Source organism: Escherichia sp. E10V10 (genome assembly GCF_004211985.1).
Lineage (GTDB): Bacteria > Pseudomonadota > Gammaproteobacteria > Enterobacterales > Enterobacteriaceae > Escherichia.
This window is the reverse complement of the sequence record NZ_RHJO01000024.1, coordinates 24493-36428: the sequence shown is the minus strand read 5'-3', so window position 1 is coordinate 36428 and position 11936 is coordinate 24493. Positions and strand designations below refer to the sequence as shown.

Below are 11936 nucleotides of genomic sequence, written 5' to 3'. Positions count from 1 at the left end.
TGACCTCTCTGAACGTCTGCGCCTGCGCGGCTGGCAGGTTCCGGCATTTACCCTCGGCGGTGAAGCCACCGACATCGTGGTAATGCGCATTATGTGCCGCCGTGGCTTCGAAATGGACTTCGCTGAACTGTTACTGGAAGACTACAAAGCCTCCCTGAAATACCTCAGCGATCACCCGAAACTGCAGGGTATTGCCCAGCAGAACAGCTTTAAACATACCTGATAACGTTTAAGCGGTAACGGTGTCCCGAAACGAACCCGTTTCGGGACAATTTCCGAAGTCTGTTCACTGGCATTAGCAACGGAAAAAATTGTTCTGAAAGCACTTCAGAACAAAACAGGTGCGGTTCCACAGGACAACCGTTTTAGGGGGATAATATGGCTACATCAGTACAGACAGGTAAAGCTAAGCAGCTAACATTACTCGGGTTCTTCGCCATCACGGCGTCGATGGTAATGGCTGTTTATGAATACCCTACCTTCGCAACATCTGGCTTTTCATTGGTCTTCTTCCTGCTCTTAGGCGGGATTTTATGGTTTATTCCCGTTGGTCTTTGTGCTGCGGAAATGGCCACCGTGGACGGCTGGGAAGAAGGTGGCGTGTTCGCCTGGGTATCAAATACCCTGGGGCCGAAATGGGGATTCGCTGCAATCTCATTTGGCTATCTGCAAATCGCTATTGGCTTTATTCCAATGCTCTATTTCGTGTTAGGGGCGCTGTCCTACATTCTGAAATGGCCAGCACTGAATGAAGACCCGGTAACGAAAACTATCGCGGCGCTGATTATTCTTTGGGCGCTGGCATTAACTCAGTTTGGCGGAACTAAATATACTGCGCGAATTGCGAAAGTGGGTTTCTTCGCGGGTATTCTACTGCCTGCATTTATTTTGATTGCATTAGCAGCGATTTATCTGCACTCCGGAGCACCGGTTGCTATCGAAATGGATGCCAAAACCTTCTTCCCTGATTTCTCGAAAGTTGGCACTTTGGTTGTGTTTGTTGCCTTCATTTTGAGTTATATGGGAGTAGAAGCTTCTGCGACCCACGTTAATGAAATGAGCAACCCCGGACGCGACTATCCGCTGGCAATGTTACTGCTGATGGTGGCTGCGATTTGCTTAAGTTCAGTAGGCGGTTTGTCCATTGCGATGGTGATTCCGGGTAATGAAATCAACCTGTCCGCAGGTGTAATGCAAACATTCACCGTGCTGATGTCTCATGTGGCACCGGAAATTGAGTGGACGGTTCGCGTTATCTCTGCCCTGCTGCTGCTGGGTGTTCTGGCGGAAATCGCCTCATGGATTGTTGGCCCTTCTCGTGGGATGTATGTCACCGCGCAGAAAAATCTACTGCCCGCCGCGTTCGCTAAAATGAACAAAAATGGTGTGCCGGTAACTCTGGTAATTTCCCAGCTGGTGATTACCTCTATCGCGTTGATCATCCTCACCAACACCGGTGGTGGTAACAACATGTCCTTCCTGATCGCACTGGCGCTGACGGTGGTGATTTATCTGTGTGCTTATTTCATGCTGTTTATTGGCTACATTGTGTTGGTTCTTAAACATCCTGACTTAAAACGCACATTTAATATCCCTGGTGGTAAAGGGGTGAAACTGGTCGTGGCTATTGTCGGTCTGCTGACTTCAATTATGGCGTTTATTGTTTCCTTCCTGCCGCCGGATAACATCCAGGGTGACTCTACCGATATGTATGTCGAATTACTGGTCGTTAGTTTCCTGGTGGTACTTGCCCTGCCCTTTATTCTCTATGCCATTCATGACCGTAAAGGCAAAGCGAATACCGGTGTTACACTGGAGCCAATTAACAGCCAGAACGCGCCGAAAGGTCACTTCTTCCTGCATCCACGTGCTCGTTCACCGCACTATATTGTGATGAACGATAAGAAACACTAACCGTGTCTGAGTGGTAATAACACAAGGGAGCGAAAATTAATCGCTCCCTTTTGCGTACTTATTGCCGTATTGACTTGCCCCAGATAAGTACGAGAATAAGCGCACATCTGTTTACCGGAAATAAGCATATATGGATATCTGCTCCCGAACTGTGAAATCCGCGATTAAAAGGCCAGCGGCACTGGTTGCACTGGCTCTTTTACTGTGTAGTTGTAAAAGCACGCCTCCAGATTCAATGACGACACCACCAGCAGGCTCAAAACCACCAGCGACCGCACAACAGTCGTCGCAACCTATGCGCGGTATCTGGTTGGCCACGGTATCCCGCCTCGACTGGCCTCCCGTCTCCTCGGTTAACATCAGCAACCCCACCAGCCGGGTCCGCGTGCAACAGCAGGCGATGATCGACAAACTGGAAAACTTGCAACGACTGGGAATTAACACGGTCTTTTTCCAGGTGAAGCCCGACGGCACTGCCCTTTGGCCGTCGAAGATTTTGCCGTGGTCCGATCTAATGACCGGCAAAATTGGTGAATATCCTGGTTACGATCCGCTGCAATTTATTCTCGACGAAGCCCATAAGCGTGGGATGAAAGTACATGCCTGGTTTAATCCCTACCGCGTGTCGGTTAATACGAAGCCCGGAACTATCAGGGAACTGAACAGCACCCTGTCTCAACAACCGGCCAGTGTCTATGTTCAACATCGCGACTGGATCAGGACGTCAGGTGACCGTTTTGTTCTCGACCCAGGGATCCCTGAAGTTCAGGACTGGATCACATCGATAGTTGCTGAAGTGGTTTCTCGTTATCCGGTAGATGGCGTGCAGTTTGACGACTATTTTTATACTGAATCGCCGGATTCACGGCTTAACGATAACGAGACATACCGCAAATACGGTGGTGCATTTGCGTCAAAAGCTGACTGGCGGCGCAACAATACCCAGCAGTTAATTGCTAAGGTGTCGCACACCATTAAAAGCATTAAGCCGGAAGTCGAATTTGGTGTAAGCCCTGCGGGCGTCTGGCGCAATCGCTCACACGATCCGCTCGGTTCTGATACGCGCGGGGCCGCAGCTTATGATGAATCCTACGCAGACACTCGTCGTTGGGTCGAACAAGGCTTACTGGATTATATAGCCCCGCAAATTTACTGGCCGTTCTCGCGTAGCGCAGCACGTTATGACGTGCTGGCAAAATGGTGGGCAGATGTCGTCAAACCAACCAAAACCCGTCTTTATATTGGTATCGCCTTCTATAAAGTCGGCGAACCTTCAAAGATAGAACCAGACTGGATGGTTAACGGCGGCGTGCCAGAACTGAAAAAGCAGCTTGATCTTAACGACGCCGTGCCAGAAATTAGCGGCACAATTTTGTTCCGCGAAGACTATCTGAACAAGCCGCAAACTCAACAGGCAGTTAGCTATCTGCAAAGCCGTTGGGGAAGCTAAACGCCCTTTCTTACTTTATGACACTGCCGGTGCTTTAAACACCGGCTTGTCATCAACAAAACACTCTCAACGAATAATCAAATCAACTTAAGTCGAATTGTTATAATTCCCCTGATAAAAACGTATGAATATGAAAAACCATACGATATTAACCATCACCGAAAAATAATCACGATGGGCTATACTCTTCAGAAGACCAGTAACGTAGATTAAAACGGTCATAAGTCATTTATTTCGTTTCGGTATATCTTCATATTTCAGGAGAATATGGTGCCATAAACCTGTCCAAACGAGTTGCATTTTTCGATTCCGTCTGCCTTTCCAGCCGTATAAGGGTATGAATTATGGAGATGTACTTTAAAAGAATGAAAGATGAGTGGACCGGATTAGTTGCCCAGGTCGCCCCCCTCATTCGTAACAAAGCGGCAGAAATTGCCGTAACGCATGCTCATTACTTAAGTGTTGAGTTTTATCGAATTGTACGCACTGACCCGCATGCCGAAGAGTTTTTGAGTAACGAACAGGTTGAAAGGCAACTTAAAAGTGCGATGGAAACGTGGATTATCAATGTGCTCTCTGCACAAACGGACGATGTTGAAAGACTTATACAAATCCAACATACCGTAGCCGAAGTCCATGCTCGTATTGGCATTCCGGTAGAAATTGTCGAGATGGGTTTTCGCGTGCTGAAAAAAATCCTCTACCCGGTAATATTTTCCTCTGATTATTCACCTTCTGAAAAACTTCAGGTTTATCACTTTTCGATTAACAGTATCGACATAGCCATGGAAGTGATGACCAGAGCATTTACCTTTAGCGACAGTAGCGCGGCTAAAGAAGACGAGAACTATCGTATCTTCTCATTACTGGAAAACGCCGAAGAAGAAAAAGAACGCCAAATAGCCTCATTACTTTCATGGGAAATAGATATTATTTATAAAGTCCTGTTGGATTCTGATTTAGGCAGCAGCTTACCGTTAAGTCAGGCTGATTTTGGCCTGTGGTTTAACCATAAAGGTCGCCATTATTTTAGTGGCATTGCTGAAGTTGGTCATATCTCTCGCCTTATTCAGGATTTCGACGGAATTTTTCATCAGGCAATGCTCAATGCCAAAAATTTGAGTAACAAAAGTCTGCGCGTGAAGTTTTTATTACAGATACGAAATACCGTATCGCAGATTATCACCTTACTACGTGAACTCTTTGAAGAAGTCTCGCGTCATGAAGTGGGTATGGATGTACTGACGAAATTACTTAACCGCCGTTTCTTGCCGACTATCTTTAAACGTGAAATTGCCCATGCCAATCGGGCTGGCACGCCGTTGTCTGTCCTAATCATAGATGTTGATAAATTCAAAGAGATCAATGACACATGGGGACATAACACCGGCGATGAGATTTTACGTAAGGTCTCACAGGCGTTTTACGACAACGTACGTAGCAGTGACTATGTTTTTCGCTACGGTGGCGATGAATTTATCATAGTGCTGACTGAAGCTTCAGAAAATGACACTTTGCGTACCGCAGAGCGGATCCGCAGCCGGGTGGAAAAAACCAAACTGAAAGCCGCAAATGGCGAAGACATCACCCTTTCTTTGTCCATTGGCGCTGCCATGTTTAATGGGCATCCTGATTATGAACGCTTAATTCAAATAGCCGATGAAGCTCTGTATATCGCGAAAAGACGAGGTAGAAACCGTGTTGAACTCTGGAAAGCCAGTCTTTAGATGCTCCCGGATGCAGAGGTAATCATGAAGCTAACCGATGCAGAAAATGCCGCCGACGGCATTTTTTTTCCCGCCCTTGAGCAAAATATGATGGGCGCGGTGTTAATTAACGAAAATGACGAAGTAATGTTTTTTAATCCTGCGGCGGAGAAGCTCTGGGGCTATAATCGCGAAGAGGTGATAGGCAATAACATTGATATGCTGATTCCCCATAATTTGCGCCCTGCGCATCCAGAATATATTCGCCATAACCGCGAAGGCGGTAAAGCGCGGGTCGAAGGTATGAGCCGGGAATTGCAGCTGGAGAAAAAAGACGGCAGTAAAATCTGGACCCGTTTCGCGCTATCCAAAGTCACTGCCGAAGGGAAAATTTATTACCTGGCGCTGGTACGTGATGCCAGCGTAGAAATGGCACAGAAAGAACAGACCCGGCAGTTAATTATTGCCGTTGACCATCTCGACCGCCCGGTCATTGTGCTGGACCCGGAACGCCATATCGTGCAGTGCAATCGCGCGTTTACTGAAATGTTTGGTTACTGCATCAGCGAAGCCAGCGGTATGCAGCCCGATACTTTGCTTAACATCCCTGAATACCCGGCAGATAATCGTATTCGCTTACAGCAACTGCTATGGAAAACAGCGCGTGATCAGGATGAATTTCTGTTGTTAACGCGCACGGGGGAAAAAATCTGGATCAAAGCTTCTATTAGCCCAGTTTATGATGTGCTGGCTAATCTGCAAAACCTGGTGATGACCTTCTCCGATATCACCGAAGAACGACAAATTCGTGAGCTTGAAGGCAATATTCTCGCCGCGATGTGTAGCAGCCCGCCATTTCATGAAATGGGCGAAATCATCTGCCGGAATATTGAATCCATTCTTCATGAATCCCATGTGTCGTTGTATGCATTGCGTAATGGTATGCCGGTGCATTGGGCGTCGTCCTCTCATGGGACGGAAGTAAAGAATGCGCAAAGCTGGTCAGTCACCATTCGCCAGCGCGATGGCGCACCTGCCGGGATTCTGAAAATCAAAACAGCGTCCGGGGCGGTAACCAGCGCGTTTATCGAACGAGTGGCGGATATCAGCCAGCATATGGCCGCCCTGGCGCTGGAACAGGAAAAAAGTCGCCAGCATATTGAGCAGCTCATTCAGTTTGATCCGATGACCGGTTTGCCAAACCGCAATAACCTACACAATTATCTCGATGACCTGGTAGAAAATGCCGTCTCTCCGGTGGTGTATCTTATTGGCATTGACCATATTCAGGATGTCATCGACAGCCTTGGCTATGCGTGGGCCGATCAGGCATTGCTGGAAGTGGTCAATCGCTTTCGCGAAAAGATCAAACCTGACCAGTATCTCTGTCGTATTGAAGGTACACAGTTTGTCCTCATCAGTCCGGAAAACGACGTCAGTAACATTACCCAAATAGCCGATGAACTTCGCAACGTCGTGAATAAACCGGTCATGATTGACGATAAACCATTCCCGCTAACCTTAAGCATTGGTATCAGTTACGACGTTGGTAAAAACCGGGACTACCTGCTTTCGACCGCCCACAATGCGATGGATTTTATTCGCAAAAACGGCGGTAACGGCTGGCAATTCTTTAGCCCGGTAATGAACGAAATGGTGAAAGAGCGTCTGATTCTTGGTGCGGCGCTGAAAGAAGCTATCAGCAACAACAAACTAAAACTGGTTTATCAGCCGCAGATCTTTGCGGAAACCGGTGAGCTGTATGGTATCGAAGCCCTCGCTCGCTGGTATGACCCACAGCATGGTCATGTTCCCCCTTCACGATTTATCCCCCTTGCTGAAGAGATTGGCGAAATCGAAAACATTGGTCGCTGGGTTATTGCTGAAGCCTGCCGCCAGCTAGCAGAATGGCGTAGCCAGAATATTCATATCCCGGCGCTTTCCGTTAACTTGTCTGCGCTGCACTTTCGTAGCAATCAGCTACCCAATCAGGTGTCTGATGCAATGCAAGCCTGGGGTATTGACGGCCACCAGCTGACGGTGGAAATCACAGAAAGCATGATGATGGAACACGATACCGAAATCTTTAAGCGCATTCAGATCCTGCGCGATATGGGCGTAGGTTTATCTGTCGATGATTTCGGCACCGGATTTTCTGGTTTATCCCGTTTAGTCAGTCTTCCGGTAACGGAAATCAAAATCGACAAAAGCTTTGTCGATCGTTGTCTGACCGAAAAACGCATCCGTGCCTTACTTGAAGCCATTACCAGCATTGGGCAAAGCCTCAATTTAACCGTCGTGGCGGAAGGCGTCGAAACCAAAGAACAATTTGAGATGCTACGCAAGATCCACTGTCGCGTTATTCAGGGATATTTATTCTCACGTCCTTTGCCCGCCGAAGAGATCTCTGTCTGGATGTCTACTGCGCTACCGCTTCAAATCGACGCTTAGTACATCTTGCCCGTGCAGACGGGCAAGATTTCATGTATTCATATTCAGCCATTCACCCGACGCTATATTAAAATCGATACTGAATACCCGCGCCAATAATGTAATTATAGTTTTGCATCCCTGGCGAATCTTTCTCTTTTACACTTTCGCCATTTTCTTTATGATAAATTATAGTATTCCCAATATCATTAGAAAATCTACTCCATGACATTTCTGTGAAAATACGCGTCTGTGAATTAATGTTATATCCCACATTAATAAGACCTGAATAATATTTTTGGTTGGATACTTCATCTTTAAATGTAATGTTGCGCAAATAATGCTGATCCGTACCTTTCCCTTCTCCCCAGGCGCTGTATTTAAATTGAGCAATGATATCAAAATCATGATAGATATATTTACCAGAGAGACCTAAATAGGGAGCACTGAATTTTTGTTGGTAACCAATAACTCTTTCGTTATGAGGGATATCTCCAGTGTCGGCACCATTATCATAACTATAGTAACCTCCTTTCGCGATCCAACTGAAACGCGTCTCCTGATAGCCTAACATGGCGCCAAGTTGGTAGTTTTGCTCCTTTAAAAACCAACCTGTCATATTGAGATCAAACTGATTTGCAAAATTCAACCGCGTTGCCGGGTGATGTGACCAATCGCTCCAGTGGTGCTGCCCCGGCTCCAGCCAGTCATAATCATCCATCAGCGTGCCGGCAGACGCAATCGTCGTCCAGCCTTTAGCATTAAGTGTCAGCCATGAGATTGCATCCCAGGTTACCCCCATTTTAACAATGGGGGTATTTTGGATTTTCCAGTCCAGTTGGCTAAGTTTGCCACCATTGCTATAAACAAACTCACCTGACTCACCATTCAGAAATGAAAGAGAAGCATCAACAAAAACATTGTCAGATAAGAAATTAAATTCTGAAGACGCACTTGCATACTGACTAAGGGAAATTAAAACAATGGCAAAAGAGACCTTTTTCATCAACATAGTTTCATCCTTATTAAACAATGTTAATTAGCTCATTAATTAAATTTAATTAATTCAGGTTAATTAAATCAACTGAATCTTACAATGCCATAAATGTTTCTCACCATCAAACAGAGAACATAAATAAACAAAGTTTTACTGTTATTCTGAACGAAACAGGAGTTTACACCCTGATGCAATAATGATTGTTCGAGAACAGGCAGGAATAACGGAAAAAATGAAGATGCAGTTTAAATGCGAGGTTTCATTGGGATAAGCAGAAAATATCTGTGTAAATGCTTGCCGGATGACAACATCATCCGGCGAGTACTTATGCTTTCAACTGATAATCCAGCGTAATTTCCGCTTTCAGTACCTGAGAAACCGGGCATCCTGCTTTTGCTTTCTGGATAATGCCGTCAAAAGTGGACGCATCAATACCCGGCACGGCAACTTCGCTCTTCAGTGCGATTTTAGTAATCGCAAAACCAGCATCCACTTTATCCAGCGACACATCGGCGGTGGTATCAATCGATGTTGGCGTGAATCCCGCTTCCCCCAGCATTAATGAAAGCGCCATTGAGAAACATGCGGCATGCGCTGCGCCAATCAGTTCTTCAGGGTTAGTTCCTTTTTCGCCTTCAAAACGCGTGTTAAACCCATACGGCTGTTGGTTCAGCACGCCGCTCTCGGTGGATACTGTTCCTTTCCCGCGTTTGATATCGCCTTCCCAGTGTGCCTGACCTTTCTTATGGATTGTCATTCTTGCTCTCCTGTGGGCTTAAAAAGGAAATTATAGACTACGTGAGAAACAGTACGAGGATAAGCAGGATATTCCGAATAAAATCCGGCGAAAATATTACTTCTGCACTTAAATTAAATTCCCACAATAGATAGCCGGAAATATATAACTCAAGAGATATTGCCTCAATATCAATCAACTCATCACAATAACAATCCCCATCAATATCATGCAGTTAAAATATAAAAATCATCAACCAGGACTAATCTTAACAACGAAGCGGTAAATATTTGTCATGCTGAATGTGCTTTATAAATCTGCGATCCGTAGCAGACACCATAAATACACAGACACGGAGAATCACTATGTTTACTTATTATCAGGCAAAAAATTCAACAGCAGAACCCGCTCTGGTTAATGCCATTGAGCAAGGCCTTCGGGCAGAGCACGGTGTTGTCACTGAAGATGACATTCTCATGGAGCTGACCAAATGGGTCGAAGCCTCTGATAACGACATCCTCAGTGACATCTACCAGCAAACGATAAATTATGTGATCAGCGGCCAGCACCCTACGCTTTAAGCTGCTATGCTTGATCGGCAACCTAATTTAGGGGTTTAGCACGTGTTTCTTCGCTACGGCGATGTTGTCCTTAAAACTAGCTACAGGATTGAGGAGTACAAATGAAATCGAACCGTCAGGCACGTCATATTCTTGGACTGGATCATAAAATTTCTAACCAGCGCAAAATAGTTACCGAAGGTGACAAATCCAGCGTGGTAAATACCCCAACCGGCAGAAAACGCCCCGCTGAAAAGTAATTCATAACCATCAGTCCTCAATGACGATTAAACACCATTGCCTGCGCAATGGTGTTTTTGTTTTTATCTGCTTTATACTTGGGGCCGACGCCCTGGCGGTAAAGCAAAGAAGATAAAAGCACCCCAGGGATGGATATTCAAAAAAGAGTGAGTGACATGGAACCAAAAACAAAAAAACAGCGTTCGCTTTATATTCCTTACGCTGGCCCTGTACTACTGGAATTTCCGTTGTTGAATAAAGGCAGCGCCTTCAGCATGGAAGAACGCCGTAACTTCAACCTGCTGGGGTTACTGCCGGAAGTGGTCGAAACCATCGAAGAACAAGCGGAACGTGCGTGGATCCAGTATCAGGGATTCAAAACCGAAATCGACAAGCACATCTACCTGCGTAATATCCAGGACACCAACGAAACCCTCTTCTACCGTCTGGTAAACAATCATCTTGATGAGATGATGCCTGTTATTTATACCCCAACCGTCGGCGCAGCCTGTGAGCGTTTTTCTGAGATCTACCGCCGTTCACGCGGCGTGTTTATCTCTTACCAGAACCGCCACAATATGGACGATATTCTGCAAAACGTGCCGAACCATAATATTAAAGTGATTGTGGTGACTGACGGTGAACGTATTCTGGGGCTTGGTGACCAGGGCATCGGCGGGATGGGCATTCCGATCGGTAAACTGTCGCTCTATACCGCCTGTGGCGGCATCAGCCCGGCGTATACCCTTCCGGTGGTGCTGGATGTCGGGACGAATAACCAACAGCTGCTTAACGATCCGCTGTATATGGGCTGGCGTAATCCGCGTATCACTGACGACGAATACTATGAATTCGTTGATGAATTTATCCAGGCTGTGAAACAACGCTGGCCGGACGTGCTGTTACAGTTTGAAGACTTCGCGCAAAAAAATGCGATGCCACTGCTTAACCGCTATCGCAATGAAATTTGTTCCTTTAATGATGATATTCAGGGAACCGCGGCGGTAACGGTAGGCACACTGATCGCAGCCAGCCGCGCGGCAGGTGGCCAACTGAGCGAGAAAAAGATTGTCTTCCTCGGTGCAGGTTCAGCGGGATGCGGCATTGCCGAAATGATCATCGCCCAGACCCAGCGCGAAGGATTAAGCGAGGAAGCGGCGCGGCAGAAAGTCTTTATGGTCGATCGCTTTGGCCTGCTTACCGACAAGATGCCGAACTTGCTGCCTTTCCAGACCAAACTGGTGCAGAAGCGCGAAAATCTCAGTGACTGGGATACCGACAGCGATGTGCTGTCACTGCTGGATGTGGTGCGCAATGTCAAACCGGATATTCTGATCGGCGTCTCCGGACAGGCCGGGCTTTTCACCGAAGAAATCATCCGTGAGATGCACAAACACTGTCCGCGTCCGATCGTGATGCCGCTGTCTAACCCGACCTCACGCGTGGAAGCCACACCGCAGGACATTATCGCCTGGACCGAAGGTAACGCGCTGGTCGCCACTGGCAGTCCGTTTAACCCAGTGGTATGGAAAGATAAAATCTACCCTATCGCCCAGTGTAACAACGCCTTTATTTTCCCGGGCATCGGGCTGGGCGTTATTGCTTCCGGCGCGTCACGTATCACCGATGAGATGCTGATGTCGGCAAGTGAAACGCTTGCTCAGTATTCGCCGCTGGTCCTGAACGGCGAAGGTCTGGTACTACCGGAACTGAAAGATATTCAGAAAGTCTCCCGCGCAATTGCGTTTGCGGTTGGCAAAATGGCGCAGCAGCAAGGCGTGGCGGTGAAAACGTCTGCCGAAGCTTTGCAACAGGCCATTGATGATAATTTCTGGCAAGCCGAATACCGCGACTACCGCCGTACCTCCATCTAAGCCTGCGCCCGGTAGTGAAGGCTACCGGG

General features: G+C 47.0%; 9 protein-coding genes and 1 pseudogene. 8 read left to right on the top strand and 2 right to left on the bottom strand.

Annotation, left to right across the window (positions count from 1 at the left end; translation table 11 throughout):
- From D9736_RS20295 to dosP, 5 genes and pseudogenes are all read left to right on the top strand, one after another.
- Nucleotides 1-223 (top strand): annotated as a pseudogene (locus D9736_RS20295) (glutamate decarboxylase); the annotation flags it as partial.
- Nucleotides 224-378: 155 nt separating this feature from the next.
- Nucleotides 379-1914, top strand: a complete 1536-nt coding sequence (gene gadC / locus D9736_RS20290) for an acid resistance gamma-aminobutyrate antiporter GadC (RefSeq protein WP_130259039.1) — start codon at nt 379-381, stop codon at nt 1912-1914.
- A gap of 130 nt (nt 1915-2044) precedes the next feature.
- Complete coding sequence (locus D9736_RS20285) at nt 2045-3364, top strand: glycoside hydrolase family 10 protein (RefSeq protein WP_130224876.1); 1320 nt, start codon at nt 2045-2047, stop codon at nt 3362-3364.
- 344 nt (nt 3365-3708) lie between these two features.
- Nucleotides 3709-5091 (top strand): diguanylate cyclase DosC, encoded by a 1383-nt coding sequence (gene dosC, locus D9736_RS20280; protein ID WP_130259038.1) that lies wholly within the window; start codon nt 3709-3711, stop codon nt 5089-5091.
- Between the two features lie 24 nt (nt 5092-5115).
- The gene (gene dosP / locus D9736_RS20275) at nt 5116-7521 is read left to right on the top strand and encodes an oxygen-sensing cyclic-di-GMP phosphodiesterase DosP (protein WP_130259037.1); all 2406 of its coding nucleotides are present in this window, start codon (nt 5116-5118) and stop codon (nt 7519-7521) included.
- Nucleotides 7522-7588: 67 nt separating this feature from the next.
- On the opposite strand, the gene D9736_RS20270 is transcribed toward dosP, so the two are convergent.
- Both D9736_RS20270 and osmC read right to left on the bottom strand, forming a co-directional pair.
- Entirely contained in the window at nt 7589-8512 is a 924-nt protein-coding gene (locus tag D9736_RS20270; RefSeq protein WP_130259036.1) for an omptin family outer membrane protease, read from the bottom strand.
- Between the two features lie 310 nt (nt 8513-8822).
- Nucleotides 8823-9254 carry a peroxiredoxin OsmC gene (osmC, locus tag D9736_RS20265; protein WP_000152304.1) on the bottom strand — a complete coding sequence of 144 codons (432 nt, stop codon included), beginning with the start codon at nt 9252-9254 and terminating at the stop codon, nt 8823-8825.
- 344 nt (nt 9255-9598) lie between these two features.
- Here osmC and bdm point away from each other — a divergent pair, with 344 nt between their 5' ends.
- From bdm to maeA, 3 genes are all read left to right on the top strand, one after another.
- The gene (gene bdm / locus D9736_RS20260) at nt 9599-9814 is read left to right on the top strand and encodes a biofilm-dependent modulation protein (RefSeq protein ID WP_130217566.1); all 216 of its coding nucleotides are present in this window, start codon (nt 9599-9601) and stop codon (nt 9812-9814) included.
- Between the two features lie 101 nt (nt 9815-9915).
- A complete protein-coding gene (sra, locus tag D9736_RS20255; protein ID WP_000841557.1) occupies nt 9916-10053 on the top strand; it encodes a stationary-phase-induced ribosome-associated protein in 138 nt (45 codons plus the stop codon).
- 156 nt (nt 10054-10209) lie between these two features.
- Nucleotides 10210-11907 (top strand): malate dehydrogenase, encoded by a 1698-nt coding sequence (gene maeA / locus D9736_RS20250; protein WP_024166593.1) that lies wholly within the window; start codon nt 10210-10212, stop codon nt 11905-11907.
- Nucleotides 11908-11936 lie beyond the last annotated feature (29 nt).